This window comes from Clostridium sp. DSM 8431 (assembly GCF_900116755.1).
Taxonomy (GTDB): Bacteria; Bacillota; Clostridia; order Clostridiales; family Clostridiaceae; genus Clostridium.
In genome coordinates this window covers 1-18,294 of sequence record NZ_FPBY01000066.1, presented here as the reverse complement: position 1 = coordinate 18,294, position 18,294 = coordinate 1, and the positions used below count along the sequence as shown (strand labels likewise).

The window sequence follows — 18,294 nt, the reverse complement described above, 5'->3', positions numbered from 1 at the left end:
TATAGAATAGCAACAAAAGATATGATTACAAGTTATTCGAAAAAGGCTTATCCATGGGATAATGCCTGCATAGAATCCTTCCATGCTCTTATTAAAAGAGAGTGGATAAATCGTTATAAAATTTTAGATTACAAACATGCATATAAGCTTATTTTTGAGTATATAGAAACTTTTTACAATACAGTAAGAATACATAGTCACTGTGGATATTTATCTCCAAATGAATATGAAGATAAATATTACTCAGAAAATATAAAAAATGCATGTTAACTATGAAAAATGTAATAATATAATTTATCCGAATTTAATTTGTACTTTTTCTTGACATAGTACCATATCCCTCTGTTTTGTGAGTATTTATATAAGCAAGACTTATTACTATCCCAAGAATTATTGACGAAAAAATAACTAATACAGCGTTAATTAAAGTAAATGATTCTCCTGTCGTTGATGATATAATTGTTTCTAACATATTATTTCCCTCTCTTTTATACTTTGCTTTTCTTCATTTTGACTATACATAATAAACTCATTTCCATATTTAGAATAGTGAGTATTATAAATTTTAAGTTTTGAAAATATAGATACTAACCACATAGGGATAGCTCCTAATATTTTAACTTCCATAAGGTATTTATCTTCATCTAAAATATGATATACACATTTTCCATCCTCAAGGCTTAATTTATCTCGTCTTGCAAGAATATTACTATCAAAAGTAATTCTAAAATTTTTATCTTTCTTTCCAAAATAAGCACTTCTTTCATAACTTATATAAACATTAGGCTGCACTTTATTGTTTTTCAAATAATATTCTATTTCATTTAAAACCTGATTGTTTATGTAATCTGAAAGTTCTGGTCTCTTACCATAGTTAAAAAAGTCGTAAAATTGTCCTAAAGTTAAAGATACTCTTCTCTTATTAACTATTCCGTTAATTTTTTTCTTTAACTCTAAAAACACCTTATCATTTAAATCTTTAGGAATACTGTAACTTCTAAGTCTAAGCTTTTCCTTATAATAAGGCTTAGCAATAGAATGCCTTATGACATCATTATTCTCTGTATCATAGTAAATATTAAAAATGCTATACTTTTTGCCATTCTTACAAAACTTATCTTCATTCATATACTTTAAAACTTCAAGCATTAGTTCTTCATACTGCTCTCTTGATAAAATATATTTCTTTTCAAATCTTTTAAAAGATTTTATAGCCATATAGACACATCCTTTCAATAAAAGTTTCACCCTTTAGCTACATAATAAAGCATGAAACTTAATTGAAACTTAGTTAACGCTAAAAAACAAAAAATGCGACTACTATTTTGTAGTCACATAATATCTATAAATCTTTTAAATGTTTATATTTAAATGTTGCTGTAAAAATAATAAAATTAGGCTCCTCATATTTAGCTAATAATTTACCATTATTATTTTCTGTAATAGACTTTGCAATAGAAAGACCTATTCCATATCCTCCTAATTTTTGTGTTCTTGCCTTTTCTGCTCTAAAAAATCTATCAAATAATTTTTCAGCCGGAACCTCTGGAAGCTTCTCACAAGTATTTTTCACTTGTAAACTTACTTTTTTACCAGCCTTTTTCAAGCTAATAATAACTAATCCATTTTCATTTGTATATTTTCTTGTATTATCCATCAATATAGAGATAAGCTGAGAAATCTGTTCTTTATTACCTGAAATAATTATATCTCTCTGAATATCTGTCTTTATAGCTATCTTTTTCAATAAAAATGGTTCTGAATAAGACTGAAGATATTTATTAGTCAAATCACTAAGTGAAAAATTTGAAATAATCTTTTCAGATTTATTTTCATCCATTTTTGCAATTGCAAGCATATTATTCATCAGTCCATTTAACCTTACAATTTGTTTCCTTATATTCTTTCCCCATTATAAAGTTCCATAGCATCCGCATTTGCTTGTATAATTGCAAGCGGAGTCTTTATTTCATGTCCTGCATTTGTAACAAATTGTTTTTGTCTTTCTATATTTTCAGCAATAGGTGAAATAGCCTTACGTGATAAAATTATTACAAGAAAAAGCATTCCACACCAACATATAATATCTATTCCCCCTGAAAGTAAAAGTACCCTAATATAAGACATAATTTCTGATGAAGAATCTAAAAATACTGCTGTTTTTCCCTTAACGTCTTTACTGTCTTCAATGAGAAATCTAAATTTACCAATTTTACCTGTTGTTTTTCCACTTGAATAAACATTTTTAGCAATTTCTTTTGCACTACTATCAGACACTGTAGCAATATGACTAGTATCTGTAAATACAATATTACCAGCATTATCAAAGTGTACTACAAAAAAATTAGATGCTAGCATTTTATCATGATCATCCTTAGGTCTAAAGGTAGACATAGATGGAGGTAAAGCATTGACCTTATCATGAATAATTTTAGGATTAACTGCATTTTCTGTAATTATCTGCAATGTATTATCAATACTATTTCTTATGCTAACAACATTAACCACATTAATTGCTCCAAGCATAAGAACAATTAAAACTGTAACAGCAGTCATAGCAGTAACAACAAATTTTCTTTTTAGAGTTTCAATCATCCAACTACCTCCAAAGTATAGCCAACATTTCTTTTTGCACTTATAGCTACATTTGCTGATAATGATAAGAGACGTTTTCTAAGATATGAGATATACACCCATACTGTTCCTATTTCTGCATTAGTTTCATATCCCAAAACCTTAACAAGTAAATCTTCTGAAGAAATATAAATACCCCTATTTAACATCAATGTTTCCATAACTTGAAACTCTAATTTAGGTATCACAAAAGATTTTCCATTTCCACTTAACTCGTAACTTTTTCTATTTAGAGAAATATTACCAACCTGTAATATATCTGGTGTATAACTTTCTTTTCCTCTAAGCATTGCACGAACACGAGCTAGTAATTCTCCCATGGTAAAAGGTTTTGGTAAATAGTCATCTGCTCCTGAATCTAACCCTTCAATTCTGTCTTCTACTTCCCCCTTTGCCGTCAATAATAAAACTGGAGTCCTATCCCCTCTTTCTCTTAGCTTTTTTAATACTTCTAAGCCACTCATTTTAGGCATCATAATATCAAGAATAATTCCATCATACTCTCCTGTTTCAGCATAACTCAAAGCACCTTCACCATCATATACTACATCAACGTTGTATTTATGAAATTTTAGAATATCTACAACAGCTTCTGACATACTAATTTCATCTTCAGCATAAAGCAACTTCATTAAATCACCACCTCAATAAAATATTTTATATATTAAACCTTAATTTTAACTAAAATACTTCAAATTTTTTCATTACACTATACACTATGATAACACGAAAAAGGGAAGTAATCTGAATGATTTTTAAATAATTCAGATTACTTCCTCTTCTTTATATGTATTCCTTAAAAATTAATTACTAATAGCTCCTGTTGAACTGCTTGTTGTATTATTAGCATTACTTGATGTATTATCATCTACTGCTAAATTAGTGTTATTAGATGTTTTTTCTCCAGACCCTGAAGATGAACTCTTAGCTTCTTGAATACTATTTTGACTTTCACTTGAACTTTTAGAATTATTATTACCATTATTTGATTCAGTTTGTGAACTATCTTTATCATCTACATTAATACTTGTAGATGTTTTTGTATTCTGACTTGAGCTTTCAGATTTCTGGTTATCTTGAGTTTTTGAAGAATTAGAAGACTTATTAATATCTGTATCATTTGAAGAGTTAGAATTTGACTTAGAATTACTTTGTGAAGAATTATTACTATTATCTTCTTCATTAGTGCTATATTCTCCATCTTCCTTTGATACACTAGTATTTACCCTATTTTTATCTTCTTTCAAGCTACTATTTTCTTTAAAATATAAAGATGCAGAAACACCAATAATAGCCAAAATTGCTATAGCTCCTATTGATATAATTGCTTTTTTATTTTTGGATTTACTTCTATTTGAAGTATCAACTTTACTAGTATCCTTAGATTTACTAAAACTATCAATTATACCTTTAGGTATACTTTTTAATGAACTTATAAATCCACTACCTTCACTAGCCTCAATTTTTTTAAATTTTTCAGGTGATCTTAAAGTAACAATAGGCTTATTTTCTTGATTTTCTAAGTCTTCTAAAAATATCTTTAATGACAATTTTTCATTCTTACTTAAGAAAGGAATTTTTATATCATAAGCATTTTTTTCACTTGAAATATCAAATTCTAATCCATTTGTTATCCTATCATCATCATTAATCTTTATTTCAGATGAACCACCTTGAATATTTACACTTAAATTATGTAGTGTATATTTCGAAATGTTTTTAACTTGAAGAACATAAGCCTTAATTTTTTTATTTCCAACATCTACTAATTTGCTTTTTCTTATAGAATAGACTATTCTAGGTGAACTATTCTTATAAAGATCTAAAAGCACCCCCGATATAAATGATATTATTATAGTTACTATTGCAGTTTTAATGGCACTTATCATACTGACTTACTTCCTCTTTATCCAAATTATTTCGACACAATTATAAGCCTTGCTACCTTCAAAGTCAATTCTTTCAAATTTAAAATTAATATAACTTTTCTATGTAAAAAAAGATATAATTCAAAGTTTTAAAAACACTTCAAATTATATCTCCTAAACTCAATTATTAGAAGGTGTTACCCTTTCTTCTTTATTGCTATCTTTACCCGAATCACTATTATCTATTGGCAAATCAGATTTATTATTAACTTTTTCTTTACCAGACTCTGAAGATATCTTTTTACTTTCTTCTCTGGATTTATCTTTTCCTTCTGTAACTTTAGAATTCTCATCTTTTTTATTGTTTTCTTTAGCTTTAGAACTATCTTTATTAGTATTTTCTTCTTTATCTTTAGATGTTTTTGTATTCTCAGCTGAATTATTAGTCTGCTTACTATTTGTTGAACTTGACGATTGCTTTGAATTATCTTTGGAAGTGCTTTCACTCTTATCCTTAGCAATGCTATCTCTATTATTAACTTTATTGACATTAGATTTATCTTCAGCTTCTTTTTCTACATTAGTACTTATTACATCTTTGCTTTCATTTATATTAGAATTTCCTTTATAATATAAAGATGTAAAAATACCAATAGCAGCTAAAATAATTACAATTCCTATTGATATAACTATTTTTTTGTTTATTAAGCTACCCTTTTTGAAAGTATTAATTTTACTAATATTCTTTGGTTTATTAAAACACTCACTTATACCTCTAGATATACTCTTTAATGAATTTAAAAAACCATCATCCTCACTAGAATCAATTCTCTTAAAATTTTCAGGCGATCTTAAGGCTATAAATGGTCTGCTCTTTTTACCTTCTAAATCTTCTAAAAATACCTTTAATGAGAATTTATCATTCTTACTTAAAAAAGGAATAGATACATCATAAATATTTCCTTCCTTTGAAATATCAAATTTTAATCCCTTTGTTATCTTAGCATCATCAACACTTAAGCTAGATAAACCTCCTTGAATATTAAGATTCAAATTATGGATTGTTTGCTTTGAGATATTTGTAACCGTAAGAACATATGCCCTAATTCTCTTATTCCTAATTTTTAATGGTACACCTTTTCCTACAGAGCAGACTATTCTAGGTGCAATATTCTTATAGTGATCTAAAAGTACCCCTGATATAAATGATATTATTATGGTTATAATTGCAGTTTTAATAACACTTAGCATATCCGCACTTACTTCCTCTTTTACACCAATTATTTCCAGATAATTATAGTCCCTATTATTTATAAAGTCAATTAGTAAAATTTTATACCACTTTTTCTTCTAGCTTCTGTTTGTATCTTACTAACCAAAATACTATGTTCATATCTTTTATAACACTGATTATAATCTTTATTTTTAATAATATTACTAAATTCAATAAACTCATTTATTAAACGATTATTATATTTATTTTCATTAATATTAATATTTCTTCCATCATTCATTAATATACTAAATGCTTCGCATGCATTAGCTGGTGTGTCTTGATATATACATCCTTTATCTCCTTGAATATTATATGCTATAGGAGCCTTGCAGTCTTTAGCACCTATACATATACATTTAAACTTCCCATAATCTAAAATTAAAACTCCTGAAGTATCTATTCCTCTTTCTATATTAGGATAATATTCAATATTCTTTGGCTCTCCAAATAAACCTACCGCATAGTGAATATTATATATATTTAAGTCCATAAGAGCTCCCCCAGCACACTTAGGATCAAAAACTGGCTCTATTTCTCCTCTTTTAAATTTATCATATCTACTTGAATACTGAGAAAAATTACATTGAACAATTTTTATATCTCCAATATTCTTAACTTCTTCTTGTATCTTTTTATAGTTTGGTAAATATAGTGTACTTATAGCTTCAAAAATAAATAAATTCTTTTCCTTAGCTAATTTGCCAAGCTCTATAGCTTCCTCATATTCAACTGTAATAGGTTTTTCTATTATTACGTTTTTCCCATTTTCTAATGCTTTTTTAGAAAATTCAAAATGAAGTTTATTTGGCAACGCAATATAAACAGTATCAACTTGGCTCTTTAATAATTCATCATAATTATAAAAGGAATTTTTTATATTATATTTATAAACTAATTCTTCTATCTTATTCTTACTCTTCTCTCTTCCTAATATAGCTGTAAGTTCAATATCCTTTAAATATTTTGTAATTGTAAGAAATTCATTACCTATCATTCCAGATCCTATAATTCCCAATTTCATATCTATCTTCTCCTAAAGTAAAATTATTTATTTTTTATAGAAATAGTATAAATTCTCCATAGCCTTTTTTATTGATTTACATTCTCATTTATAATATTATTTATATATACTTATAATAACATTATAGGAGGATATCTGAATGAATACATATAGTATTTCTTTTTTTGTAAGTGATACAGGAAGTTGCTCTTGTGGGTATGAACATAATCATGAAAGCCATAGCCATATAGATGACATAGCTCTAAAAATAGAAGCAAAAATCAAATCTTTCGGTGCATGGGCTCAAGTTCTACCTGAAACTTTCACTGTAAAAAGTGAATTAACAGCCAAGGAAATGTATGATGAAATAAAAAGCATCTGTAATAATAATGACTTAATTTTCATTAATAAAATAGATTGCAGTGATATAGCATATAATAATCCAGATTTCATCTCTTGGATTGAAAAATAAAATAAAGGAAACTAGAAAGCTAATAAAAGATGATTTCTAAATTGTTTAGGAAACATATTTTATTAGCTTTAATTTGTACTGATTATATACGTCTTCCCTATTTCACAAAAACTTTAGCATCATTATAATTTTTACAGGCAAGTATACTTTAGTTATAAGCTAATTATTCAATTTAAAAATACTGTAATTATTAATATTTATTATCATTTAACTTTCTAAAAAGCTTGCCTATAACTCACTAAAGATATATAATAAAGAATAATTGACAAGCAGTCATTTTTTTTGCACTGTGTTAATTTTAAGGGTATATATAGTAGTAAGAAAATATATTATTAAGTACGGATATTAAAGAGAAAGGATTTTATAATGAGAAAAAATATTTTTACTATATTTAAAAGAGATTTATTAGTTATTTTAAAAAGCCCAATTCCTCTAATTATTACTCTAGGCGTTGCAATACTACCTTCACTTTATGCATGGGTAAATATAGCAGCTTCATGGGATCCTTATTCAAATACTGGAACTATCCCTATTGCTGTTGTAAATAATGATAAAGGTACTGTATTTAGAGACAAGGAATTAAATGTTGGAGATGAAGTTATAGAAAAGTTAAAAGATAATGATTCTATAGGTTGGAAATTTACAAGCAGTCGTGAGGCTGAACTAGGAGTTATCGATAGTACTTATTATGCATCTATTGAAATTCCTGAAGATTTTTCTGAGAAATTAACCTCTTTAGTAGGTGATAATCCAGAAAAACCTACAATCGTATATAAGGTTGATACAAAAGAAAACCCTGTTGCAAATAAAATTACTACAATAGCTCAAGAAACTCTTGTTAAACAAATAAAAAGTAGCTTCTTGACTACTGTTAATGAAACTGTATTTTCATCTATTAATACTATGTCAGAAAATTTAGATATGAATAAAAATGAGATACTTGCTTTTAAAGATTTAATTATTAAATTAAATAAAAATATGGATACAATTTTAAGTTCATTAGACTATGCAGGAACTAATTCACAAAATTTAACTATATATTTAAAAGAGGTCAATAGCACTATTCCTCAGCTTACTCAAAATCTTACTAATATTCAAGCTAACAATACTAGTTCACTAAGTCTTGCTGAAAGTACTAAAAGTACTATAAATAGTGCTCTTGATAACTTTGATACAAATTTAAAGATATTAAGTTCTAATAAAGATAAAATCAATTCATTACTTAAAGATATTGCAAAAGGCAATGATGTATCTACAGCAATATCTGAAACTAAAAATCAAGTTGATGCTACATCAGATGTAGTTAATTCTTTAAATAAGTTTGTTAAATCCGTTAATGATATTAATTCAACACCTAATTCTAGTTTAACTGATTTATCTGATTCTTTAACTAAGTTAGAGTCATTCTTAAAAACTGAAAGTGAAGACTTAAGTGAATTAAATGATGCTTACAAATCATCATCTTATGCAAATGAAGATTTATTAAACTCTATAAATAATGTAAATAATAATATAAATAGTGAAATTAACTCTATTACAAATATTTATAACAATCAAGTTAAAAATATTATATCTAATTTTGCTAAAGCTTATTCAGACCAAGTAAATGAAACTAATAGTGTTATTAATCAGGCAAAAAACACAGGTAATGATTTAAGTTCTATATTAACTTCTATCTCAAATGGTAGTGAACTTGTTACTACTACCTCTCAAGAATTAAGAGATAAGTTAATTTACTTTAAAGATTCTATAGCATTTTTAAGTGAAAACCTAGAAAAGGTTAGTGATGATAACTTAACTCAAATTATATCTATATTACAAAGCGATCCAAATGTAATGGCTAATTATGCTTCTGATCCATTTGACATAATTGATGACTCTATTTATAAAGTAGATAACTATGGTTCAGGAATGGCACCTATTTATTCAGTACTTGCAATGTGGGTTGGTGGTCTAATTCTTGCTTCCATATTCTCTACTGAAGCAAAAGGTGTAGAAGGATTAGAAAACTTCACTACAAAAGAAAAATATTTAGGAAAACTTCTTTTATTTGCATTTTTAGCAACTATTCAAGGATTAATAATTATGCTTGGAGATAAAATTCTTTTAGGTGTTCAAACCTCTAATGTAATTTTATTTGTAATGCTTGGAGCAATTATTTCATGTGTCTTTGGTATAATTATTTATACTAATGTCGCTCTATTTGGTGAGTTTGGTAAGGCTATTAACATAATACTTCTAGTAATGCAGCTTGCTGGTGCTGGTGGTGCTTATCCAATACAAGTAGCTCCAACTATATTTAGAATATTACAGCCATTCTTCCCATTTACTTATGCCTTAAGTGGAGTTAGAGAAGCTATTGCTGGTCCATTAATTTCAACTGTAACTTTAGATATAATACTACTATTTATATTTGGTGCACTATATATATTACTAGGCTTATCTTTCAAGGGTAAAGTTGAAAAATATATTCATAAATTTAATGAAAAATTTGAAGAATCTGAAATAGGCGAATAATTTATGGAGGTAGAAAAATGAAAAATGTATTTAGAATTTTATTTAGAGATTTAAAAAATATTAAAAAAAACCCTGCTGCCATAATAATCGTTGTTGGACTATTTTTTATTCCTTCACTATATGCTTGGGTAAATATAAAAGCTAACTGGAACCCCTACGCTAATACAGAAAATCTTCCTGTTGCTGTTGTTAATAAAGACAATGGTGCATACATAGATAAGGAACTCGTGAATGTTGGGGATGAAGTCATTGAAGCACTTAAAAAGAATGACTCTATAGGATGGGAGTTTGTTGGAGATTGGCAAGGTAATTATGGATTAAATGAGGGTAAATACTATGCTCTAATTGAAATACCTGCTAACTTCTCAGAAAGATTAATTTCACTTACAACAACAATGCCACAAAAACCATCAATTATATATAGAGCTAATGAAAAAGAAAATGCAATTGCTAACAAAATAACTAATGTAGCAAAAGATAAATTAACTGAACAAATAAAAGAAGAAATTATTACTACAATTAATACAGATGTTTTTGATAAATTAAATGTAGTTAGAGATGATATATATACTAGAAAGAGTCAAATACTAGAACTTGTTAACACTATTAATGGTACAGATTCAAAGCTTAAAGATATAAGCTCTCAGTTATTATCAGCAGATAAAGATATTTCTCTATTACAGAATAATATGAATACATCAAAAGAGAATTTAAGCAAAGCTGAAAATACTATAAATTCACTGCAAACCTTAATTCAAAATTCTAATGACTTAACTATGGATACTAAGGTTCAGTTAGCTATATTATCATCTAATTTAAAGCAAAATATGATTACCTTACAGAATCAAGAAAGAATCTATGAGGAGCAAGTAAATTCTTTAAAAGATTCTGCTTCAGCAAAAGTTGATAAAGATAAAATCAATGATTTAGTAAATAGATCTAAAGATTCTATTAATTCAACTAATAATGCTATTGATTCTGAAATTTCTGCCTTAGAACCTATTAATAATTCTAGTGCTGTTTCTCAAGGAATTGATTCATTAAAGTCATTAAAACAATCTAATGAAAATAGAGTTAACGCTTTAAATTCAATAAATGATAAAGTTCAATCAGGCGCTGAGAATACTGATTTACAAAACTCACTTAATGATTTAACAAATATTAACAATTCATTTAATAGTATTTTAAATTCTATTAATGCTAGTTTTTATGATTCTATTATTCCTATGCTTAATGTTGCTTCTGATAATCTTATCAATGTAAACAATAAGGCTAATAGTGTTTTAAATTCTTTAAAAGTTTTAAACCCTCAAATAAGAGCCCTTATGAACTTAGGAATAGCAAATGGTGATGTAGCAAAATCACAACTTAACGATATAAATACTAAATTAGATGAACTTAGAAACAACTTATCATCAATTCAAGAAAAAACTTCTGATATTAATGATGAAACTTTAAATGATGTTATAGACTTATTAGGAAAAAATCCTGATACAATGGCTAATTTCCTTGCTTCTCCTTTAAATGTTGATGAAGTTGAAGTATATGATATAAGTATATTTGGTATAGGTCTTACACCATTTTATACTGTACTTGGAATATGGGTTGGAATTCTTTTAACTCTTGCACTTCTTACTACAGAATGTAAGGATCTAGATATAGATGGTGAGACTACTATAATGCAAAAACACTTTGGTAAAATGCTTTTATTCTTAATTATAAGCTTTGTCCAAACATTTATTGTTACTTTAGGAGACATACTTGTATTAAAAGTTACTCCTGAAAATGTCCCATTATTCTTTGGAGTAGCATTTTTAACATCCTTTGCATTTACAATGATAACTTATACTTTAGTTTCACTATTTGGTAATGTAGGTAAAGCTATTGCAGTAGTTATTATGGTATTCCAAATAGCAGGTTCTGGTGGTATTTATCCAATTCAGACTAACCCTAAAATATTTGGTATGTTACAACCTTTATGGCCATTTACTTATGCTATAGATGCCTTTAGACAGTCTATTGCAGGTCCAACTTGGAGTACTACTTTAAGTGATATTAGAGCGCTCCTATTCTTTGCAGTATTCTTTATAGTACTTGGATCATTAAAGAGATTTGTATATAAGATAACTGAATTCTTTGATGAAAAGTTCAAAGAAGCAGAACTTTAAAATGTAAAAAATAAAAGCAGCTTAAGCCAAGCTGCTTTTATTTTATATTACGTACATTCCATTTAACAAACCCTGTAAGCCCTACATTTACTATTACTATCACAAAAAGAATAATTCCTATAGGTATTCCTATATCGATTATATATCCAAATAGTAATTGCCCTGGTGCTACACTTGCTGTTGCTACTGCTGTAGAAAAAGCAGAAACACTTCCAAGCATCTTTAATGGAATTTCCTTTTGAATAAATGTTAACGTAAGTACATTAGATAATGATAGAGAAAACATTATTGCCATTCCTCCAAGAGCAAAAACTCCTGCTGCTTTATATCCATTTAATGTAGAGAAACCTAAAATAGACATTAATATAACTCCTGCTATCATAGGAAAATATGTATAATGAACTTTCTTTATATTAAAAAGATCAGGCTTTGTACTTATTAAAAATCCTCCACCTATCATTCCTAGCACAAATATACCTTCTACTATTCCATAGGTTTTAGAAGAAAGGCCTAAGAAAACATTTATAAAATATGGTGCTATTATTGATAATATAGGTACTAAGAATATATTACATAAAGCATAGGAAGCTATTATTCCAAGTACTACCCTGCTTTCCTTTCTTAAATAAACAAAAGTATTTTTCATATCTATAAAAGAGCTTTTTATAAAGCCTTTAGATGTTAATTCTTTATTTTTATCTACACCCTCAATATCAGGTATTTCTAAAAATAACTCTAAAATAGCTGAAACTAAAAAACTCACTGCATTTATAAATACTACTACTTTTATTCCTAAAATCCCATAAAGAATTCCTGCTAAAATAGGACCTGTAAAGTTTACTATTGAACCTACTTGATTAATTATTCCATTAGCAGGAGTAAGTTTATCTTCATCTACTATTTGTGGAATAGATGCAGTAACTGCTGGGCCGTATAATGTATAACAAATAGACAGTATAAACATTACTGCTCCAATAATTAGCTGATTATCATGTCCCTTAACCAAAATAATTGAATAGACTCCTAATAAGATTGCACAGAAAAAGTCTAAGGCTACCATTATCTTTTTCCTATTAACCTCATCTGCTAATCTTCCTGCTATAGGTGCAAATAATATATATGGTATGGTTGAAATAGCAAGTATCCTTGAAAACGCAACTGTACTTCCTGTAAAGGCAAGAACATATAGTGACATACTAAATCTTTGAATAGCATTTCCAAAGAGGGAGATGATTTGTCCAATAACTATTATTATAAAATTTTTGTTTCTCATGCATTCTCCCTTAACAAATTATATTCTACACATATTGGATATGTGTCATCCTGACTCTTTACTAAATATGCATCTATACCATATATCTCTTTTAAAGTATCTTTAGTAATTACATCTATTGGTCTTCCTTCGCAAACTAAAGTTCCTTTTTTAAGACCAATAATATTATCTGCAAATCTACATGCATTATTAAGTTCATGAAGAACTATTACTACTGTTATTTTCTTATCTCTATTAAGCTTTTGAAGTATTTCTAACACTTCTAACTGATAAGACATATCTAAGTAAGTTGTTGGCTCATCAAGCATTATTATTTCTGTCTCTTGTGCAAGAGTCATAGCAATCCATGCTCTTTGTCTTTGTCCTCCAGATAAATTTTCAATTTGTCTATCAGCAAATTCGCTAAGACCTGTTTCTTTTATTGCCCATTCAATAACTTCTTTATCATGGTCTGTAAGACCTCCTATCATCTTTTGATGAGGAAATCTTCCAAAAGAAACAAGTTCCTTTACTGTAATTCCAGCAGGTGCTACTGGTCCTTGTGGCAAGAAGGCAACTTCTTTAGCTATATCCTTTTCTTTTTCTCCTTTAATATTTTTATTATTAATAAATATTTCACCGCTTACTGGTTTATTAATTCTCGAGATAGTCTTTAATAAAGTAGACTTACCACATCCATTTCCACCTATGATTATGCTTACTTTTCCCTTTGGAATGCTAAGATTCATATCTGGAATTATTATATTTTTCTCATATCCCACTCTAAGATTTTTTACACTTATAGCTTCCATGGCTAATTCTCCTTCATCATTAAATAAATAAAATATGGTACTCCAAATACTGCTACTGTTATTCCTACTGGAACTTCGATTGGAGAGAATAAATTTCTTGAAACTGAATCTGCAATAAGTACTATTATCACACTTATCATTGCTGATACTATAATAAGTTTCTTATGATATGGACCCACTAACTTTCTTGCTATATGAGGTGATATAAGTCCTAAAAATCCTATATTTCCTGCAAAAGTAGTAGCTGTCCCTGCAAGTATTACAGCTAAACTTATAAATTTCTTTCTTTCTTTTTGTAAATTTAACCCTAATGATAAAGCTGTTTCATCAGAAAGACTTAATACATCTAGTTTTTTATAATTTAACATAGCTAATATAAAAAATATCGCTACTATTGGCATAATTACTTTTGCATAAGCCCAACTTGAACCCCATAAACTTCCTGAAGTCCAAACAAGAATTCTATTGTATTCACCTGCTCCACCTCTAAATGTAAAGAAAGTTATAAAAGCATTAAGGCCAGCATTTAATCCGATTCCAATAAGTAAAAGTCTCTTAGGTTTTATAATTCCTTTTTCAGAGGACATCATATATATTAAGCATGCTGCAATTCCTGCGCCTATTATAGCCATAAAAGGTAATACAAATATTGATGCACTTCCAAGCTGACTATAATATTCTCCTGTTGAGTATGTAATAAATAAAACTGCTGCAACTGCTCCACCTGCATTAATACCTATAATTCCTGTATCAGCAAGATCATTTTTAGTTATTGTTTGCAAAACTGCCCCAGCAGTTGATAGAGCCATGGCAACAAAAGCTCCAACAAAAAGTCTAGGAAGTCTAATACTTAATACCGCTGTATTTTGCAACTTATTTCCTTGTCCAATTAATGTTTTAATAACTCCTAAAGGAGATATTTCATAGCTTCCCCAGCATAATGTAATTCCGCAAGAGATGATTAATAATATAGATAAAATTAATACTGTTAACTTAAATTTATTCTTCTTCATTATCCTCTCTCCTTTCTAGCTGCTGCTATGAAAAATGGTACACCTATAAGTGATGTAAATACTCCTATTGGTATTTCATAAGGACTAAATACCATTCTTGCTGCAATATCCGCAAAAGTTAAGAATACTGCACCAAGTAAAAATGAACATGGAATATTCTTTTTATAGTTTTCACCTAAAATCTTTCTAACTATTTGCGGAATAATAAGCCCTAAAAATGCTATATTCTTTCCTACTGCAACTGCTGCTGCACACATTGGTATAATAAGCATTAAAGTTGTAAATCTTATTCTTTCAGGATTTTGTCCTAGTCCTATTGCCACATCATCACCAAGATTTAATATATTTATCTTTCCGGATAATAAAACACTTAAAATAAATCCAATAGTTCCTACTACTGATATTAAATAAAAATCACTCCAATCAGTATTTCTAAAGCCACCGGATACCCAGAAGCCTATCATTTGTGATTGGCTTGATAACAATCCTATTATAGTAGTTAAAGAAATAAAGAAAGTACTCATTGCTGTACCTGCTAAAAGTATTCTTCCTATTGAATTGTTATTTGCTTTTTTGGATATAAACATTAAAACTATTAATCCTGTTATAAATGCTCCTATTAAAGAAGCTATCATTTCATTTTTTGTATTTATTGAAATTCCTAAGCTGTAAAAGATAGCTATTACTAAAGTAGCTCCTTGGCTAACGCCTAAAATAGATGGTTCTGCTATTGGATTTCTAGTAACACCTTGAATCATTGCTCCTGTCATTCCTAAAATTCCTCCAGTAAATAAAACTGTAAGAACTCTTGGCATACGTACATCTCTTATTAACATAAGCTCTAAAGAATCGTTATAATGAAATATACTATCCCAAATATTAGAAAAAGCAATAGGAACAGTTCCTAAGCGTATAGCTAGAACTATTCCTATTAGTAGAAGTATGATACTACAGCTTACAAATATTGCTGTTTTACTTCTACTTTGTTGCATTTAATTTTTCACCTATTTCACCTAATAATAATTCTCTACCAACTATAGTGTAACACTTACTAAAGTATGGAGTAGCTGGTAATACAACCACATGTCCTTGTTGAACTGCAGGAATACTATTCCATATAGGATTTGATTCAAGTTGCGCTAAATCATCATCTGTTCCCATTACGAAAATATAATCAGCTTTAATTGCTGCAAGTCCTTCATAAGTTACAACTGGAAGACTTATATCGCTTTGTGCTGGCATTCCTTCTGGTTTAGCTAATCCCATATCGTTATATAAGATGCTTCCAAGTCCTGCATTATCATATACATAAATTTGACCACCACTTGCTAATATTGAAAGATAAGTTGTATTTGCACCAAATTCTTCTTTTATCTTGTCACCTTCTGCAGTAGCTTTTTCTTCATAATTAGATAACCACTCCTGAGCTTCTGATTCTTTGTTTAATATCTTACCAAAAGTTAATACATCTTGCTTCCAATCTAATGCATCTAATTGAACCATAACTGTTGGAGCAATTTCGCTTAATGTATCATACATTTTTTCTTGATATGTTGAAATAATAATTAAATCTGGATTTAAGTTCATGATCTTTTCAACATCCATTTCAGCTTGCATACTATATCCTAGAACTTCAGCATCTGATAATTTATCTGCTATAAATGATTGAATTTCGTTATTGTTATAAGCATCAGTATTAGCAGTTCCTACTACATTGCCACCTAATTCTTCTATAAGGTCACTATTTCCGCTTAAATCTACTATTCTTTTTGGATTTGCAGGTATTTCTACCTCTCCCTTAACATCTGTAACTGTTACTGTTTCTGCTGTTTTATCTTCATTTGACTTACTTGATGAGCATCCAGCAAACATTAGTAACGTCACGCATGAAAGAGCAGCTAGTTTTAAAAACTTCTTTTTCATATATTATTCCCTCCGTACTTAATATTTTTAAAATATTATCATTACTGTCTTAAATTTTACTTGATATTGATTATCATTACAATATCTGCACCTAATTTAATTATTTTATCATTTATTAAGATAATTTTTTCTGCTATAATGACTATACTATTATGTTATCCAATAACTATAAAAAAATGTTGTAAAAAAAAACAATAAAATACTTTTTCTATAAAGAAGGCAAGATAAAATATGATTTCAAGAACTCCAGAAGAATTTCAAAACTATGTTTTAAATAAAATGACCTTTGATGCTTATTCAAAGGATAATTATACTATTTTCAAAAATATTCATATGCCTGAATTAGGTAATTTTATTAAATATGAAAGAAAGGGTTTTTATGAATTTACTATAGGAAATTATACTATTGCAAAAGACTTTTCACTTTCTTTTGAACATAAAGATGCATTAATACGCTTTGGTACAGTATACGAAGGTGAGACTAAATTTAAAATTAATAATAATCCACGTTCATCTTTTTCACCATCATCCTTTTTAGTTTTTGAAAAAGATTTAAAAGGAAAGCAATTATGGACTAAAGGAAACCATCATCATGGAGCAGAAATAATTATTTATAAAAAGTTTTATGATGAAGTAATAAAACCTAATTTTCCTAATATTTCAGGTTATAATAATCTTATTACTAACTATACCTATAATTACTTACCTTTAGAAGTTATTTCTATAATTAGAAATATAAAAAGTATGGCTGAGGCTAAAGTTCTTACTCCGTTATACTTAGAAAGTAAAATCCTTGAATGTATTGCAATAATACAGATGAAATTAAGTTCTTCTAAAAAAGATTTATTTAATAATCAGGCTAATCATGGAAGGATTAAAATTGGTAATAACAGATATATTTCTCTAACAGCTTCAGATATTGATTCTATTCATCATGCTCATGATATTCTAACAAAGGAAGCCTGTAATCCTCCTACTATAAAAAGTTTAAGTAAGAGGGTGTTTTTAAATGAACAAAAATTAAAAGCAGGTTTTAAATTCAAATATCATATGTCCATAAGCCAATATACTACATCCTTAAGAATGGCTATGGCTGAAAATCTTTTATCTACTACTGATCTTAGTATTGATGAAATCTCAAAAAATATAGGCTATAATCATAGCGCTAATTTCATAAAAATGTTTAAAAAAGCTTATGGTAAAACACCATTAGCTTTTAGAAAGGGGATGTAAAAAAACTCTCCTAAAAAGAAAATCGCTGTAGGCATTAAACTTACAGCGATTTTTTGGTAAAATTAAATTATGATACCAAATAATTTTACTAATAATAATTTTATAACAAAACAATTAAAATTACCA

Annotated in this window: 18 protein-coding genes; 5 read left to right on the top strand and 13 right to left on the bottom strand. The window is 28.0% G+C overall.

Annotated elements, in window-relative coordinates:
• Positions 1 to 270, top strand: a 270-nt coding sequence (locus tag BM384_RS08450; RefSeq protein WP_139232076.1) for an integrase core domain-containing protein, incomplete at its 5' end; no start/stop codon positions are given.
• A 34-nt stretch (positions 271 to 304) separates the two neighbouring features.
• Here the strand turns inward: BM384_RS08450 and BM384_RS08445 are convergent.
• From BM384_RS08445 to BM384_RS08410, 8 genes are all read right to left on the bottom strand, one after another.
• A complete protein-coding gene (locus BM384_RS08445; protein ID WP_242945986.1) occupies positions 305 to 472 on the bottom strand; it encodes a hypothetical protein in 168 nt (55 codons plus the stop codon).
• Positions 466 to 1,218, bottom strand: a complete 753-nt coding sequence (locus tag BM384_RS08440; RefSeq protein ID WP_090012840.1) for a polyphosphate polymerase domain-containing protein — start codon at positions 1,216 to 1,218, stop codon at positions 466 to 468. Before BM384_RS08440 ends, BM384_RS08445 begins: the two co-directional genes overlap by 7 nt.
• 124 nt (positions 1,219 to 1,342) lie before the next feature.
• Complete coding sequence (locus BM384_RS08435; RefSeq protein ID WP_207650709.1) at positions 1,343 to 1,840, bottom strand: ATP-binding protein; 498 nt, start codon at positions 1,838 to 1,840, stop codon at positions 1,343 to 1,345.
• A 56-nt stretch (positions 1,841 to 1,896) separates the two neighbouring features.
• On the bottom strand, positions 1,897 to 2,595 hold the full coding sequence (locus BM384_RS08430) for a hypothetical protein (RefSeq protein ID WP_090012837.1): 699 nt from the start codon (positions 2,593 to 2,595) through the stop codon (positions 1,897 to 1,899).
• A complete protein-coding gene (locus tag BM384_RS08425; RefSeq protein WP_090012836.1) occupies positions 2,592 to 3,266 on the bottom strand; it encodes a response regulator transcription factor in 675 nt (224 codons plus the stop codon). Before BM384_RS08425 ends, BM384_RS08430 begins: the two co-directional genes overlap by 4 nt.
• Positions 3,267 to 3,437: 171 nt before the next feature.
• A complete protein-coding gene (locus BM384_RS08420) occupies positions 3,438 to 4,523 on the bottom strand; it encodes a hypothetical protein (RefSeq protein WP_090012834.1) in 1,086 nt (361 codons plus the stop codon).
• A gap of 159 nt (positions 4,524 to 4,682) precedes the next feature.
• Positions 4,683 to 5,753, bottom strand: a complete 1,071-nt coding sequence (locus tag BM384_RS08415; protein ID WP_090012832.1) for a hypothetical protein — start codon at positions 5,751 to 5,753, stop codon at positions 4,683 to 4,685.
• Positions 5,754 to 5,824: 71 nt separating this feature from the next.
• Entirely contained in the window at positions 5,825 to 6,799 is a 975-nt protein-coding gene (locus tag BM384_RS08410; protein WP_090012831.1) for a Gfo/Idh/MocA family protein, read from the bottom strand.
• A 139-nt stretch (positions 6,800 to 6,938) separates the two neighbouring features.
• Between BM384_RS08410 and BM384_RS08405 the strand changes: the two genes are divergently transcribed.
• The 3 genes from BM384_RS08405 (at position 6,939) to BM384_RS08395 (ending at position 11,935) form a co-directional block, all read left to right on the top strand.
• Positions 6,939 to 7,250, top strand: a complete 312-nt coding sequence (locus BM384_RS08405; RefSeq protein WP_090012830.1) for a hypothetical protein — start codon at positions 6,939 to 6,941, stop codon at positions 7,248 to 7,250.
• 366 nt (positions 7,251 to 7,616) lie between these two features.
• Positions 7,617 to 9,767, top strand: a complete 2,151-nt coding sequence (locus BM384_RS08400; protein ID WP_090012829.1) for a YhgE/Pip domain-containing protein — start codon at positions 7,617 to 7,619, stop codon at positions 9,765 to 9,767.
• 17 nt (positions 9,768 to 9,784) lie between these two features.
• Positions 9,785 to 11,935, top strand: coding sequence for a YhgE/Pip domain-containing protein (locus tag BM384_RS08395; RefSeq protein WP_090012827.1), 2,151 nt, complete (start codon positions 9,785 to 9,787; stop codon positions 11,933 to 11,935).
• A 37-nt stretch (positions 11,936 to 11,972) separates the two neighbouring features.
• Here the strand turns inward: BM384_RS08395 and BM384_RS08390 are convergent, their stop codons facing one another.
• The 5 genes from BM384_RS08390 to BM384_RS08370 are packed head-to-tail and all read right to left on the bottom strand — an operon-like array spanning position 11,973 to position 16,935.
• Positions 11,973 to 13,208, bottom strand: a complete 1,236-nt coding sequence (locus BM384_RS08390; RefSeq protein WP_090012826.1) for an MFS transporter — start codon at positions 13,206 to 13,208, stop codon at positions 11,973 to 11,975.
• On the bottom strand, positions 13,205 to 13,999 hold the full coding sequence (locus tag BM384_RS08385) for an ABC transporter ATP-binding protein (protein ID WP_090012825.1): 795 nt from the start codon (positions 13,997 to 13,999) through the stop codon (positions 13,205 to 13,207). Before BM384_RS08385 ends, BM384_RS08390 begins: the two co-directional genes overlap by 4 nt.
• A 2-nt stretch (positions 14,000 to 14,001) precedes the next feature.
• Positions 14,002 to 15,012, bottom strand: a complete 1,011-nt coding sequence (locus tag BM384_RS08380; RefSeq protein ID WP_090012823.1) for a FecCD family ABC transporter permease — start codon at positions 15,010 to 15,012, stop codon at positions 14,002 to 14,004.
• On the bottom strand, positions 15,012 to 16,004 hold the full coding sequence (locus tag BM384_RS08375) for a FecCD family ABC transporter permease (protein WP_090012822.1): 993 nt from the start codon (positions 16,002 to 16,004) through the stop codon (positions 15,012 to 15,014). Before BM384_RS08375 ends, BM384_RS08380 begins: the two co-directional genes overlap by 1 nt.
• On the bottom strand, positions 15,991 to 16,935 hold the full coding sequence (locus BM384_RS08370) for an iron-hydroxamate ABC transporter substrate-binding protein (protein WP_090012820.1): 945 nt from the start codon (positions 16,933 to 16,935) through the stop codon (positions 15,991 to 15,993). Before BM384_RS08370 ends, BM384_RS08375 begins: the two co-directional genes overlap by 14 nt.
• A 231-nt stretch (positions 16,936 to 17,166) precedes the next feature.
• Here BM384_RS08370 and BM384_RS08365 point away from each other — a divergent pair, with 231 nt between their 5' ends.
• On the top strand, positions 17,167 to 18,168 hold the full coding sequence (locus BM384_RS08365; RefSeq protein ID WP_090012818.1) for a helix-turn-helix transcriptional regulator: 1,002 nt from the start codon (positions 17,167 to 17,169) through the stop codon (positions 18,166 to 18,168).
• The last annotated feature ends 126 nt before the right edge of the window (positions 18,169 to 18,294 follow it).

Bases quoted from the DNA above. Each gene is read 5' to 3' on its own strand.
- BM384_RS08445 (WP_242945986.1), bottom strand. From the start codon at position 472: ATGTTAGAAACAATTATATCATCAACGACAGGAGAATCATTTACTTTA.
- BM384_RS08440 (WP_090012840.1), bottom strand. From the start codon at position 1,218: ATGGCTATAAAATCTTTTAAAAGATTTGAAAAGAAATATATTTTATCA.
- BM384_RS08435 (WP_207650709.1), bottom strand. From the start codon at position 1,840: ATGGATGAAAATAAATCTGAAAAGATTATTTCAAATTTTTCACTTAGT.
- BM384_RS08430 (WP_090012837.1), bottom strand. From the start codon at position 2,595: ATGATTGAAACTCTAAAAAGAAAATTTGTTGTTACTGCTATGACTGCT.
- BM384_RS08425 (WP_090012836.1), bottom strand. From the start codon at position 3,266: ATGAAGTTGCTTTATGCTGAAGATGAAATTAGTATGTCAGAAGCTGTT.
- BM384_RS08420 (WP_090012834.1), bottom strand. From the start codon at position 4,523: ATGATAAGTGCCATTAAAACTGCAATAGTAACTATAATAATATCATTT.
- BM384_RS08415 (WP_090012832.1), bottom strand. From the start codon at position 5,753: ATGCTAAGTGTTATTAAAACTGCAATTATAACCATAATAATATCATTT.
- BM384_RS08410 (WP_090012831.1), bottom strand. From the start codon at position 6,799: ATGAAATTGGGAATTATAGGATCTGGAATGATAGGTAATGAATTTCTT.
- BM384_RS08405 (WP_090012830.1), top strand. From the start codon at position 6,939: ATGAATACATATAGTATTTCTTTTTTTGTAAGTGATACAGGAAGTTGC.
- BM384_RS08400 (WP_090012829.1), top strand. From the start codon at position 7,617: ATGAGAAAAAATATTTTTACTATATTTAAAAGAGATTTATTAGTTATT.
- BM384_RS08395 (WP_090012827.1), top strand. From the start codon at position 9,785: ATGAAAAATGTATTTAGAATTTTATTTAGAGATTTAAAAAATATTAAA.
- BM384_RS08390 (WP_090012826.1), bottom strand. From the start codon at position 13,208: ATGAGAAACAAAAATTTTATAATAATAGTTATTGGACAAATCATCTCC.
- BM384_RS08385 (WP_090012825.1), bottom strand. From the start codon at position 13,999: ATGGAAGCTATAAGTGTAAAAAATCTTAGAGTGGGATATGAGAAAAAT.
- BM384_RS08380 (WP_090012823.1), bottom strand. From the start codon at position 15,012: ATGAAGAAGAATAAATTTAAGTTAACAGTATTAATTTTATCTATATTA.
- BM384_RS08375 (WP_090012822.1), bottom strand. From the start codon at position 16,004: ATGCAACAAAGTAGAAGTAAAACAGCAATATTTGTAAGCTGTAGTATC.
- BM384_RS08370 (WP_090012820.1), bottom strand. From the start codon at position 16,935: ATGAAAAAGAAGTTTTTAAAACTAGCTGCTCTTTCATGCGTGACGTTA.
- BM384_RS08365 (WP_090012818.1), top strand. From the start codon at position 17,167: ATGATTTCAAGAACTCCAGAAGAATTTCAAAACTATGTTTTAAATAAA.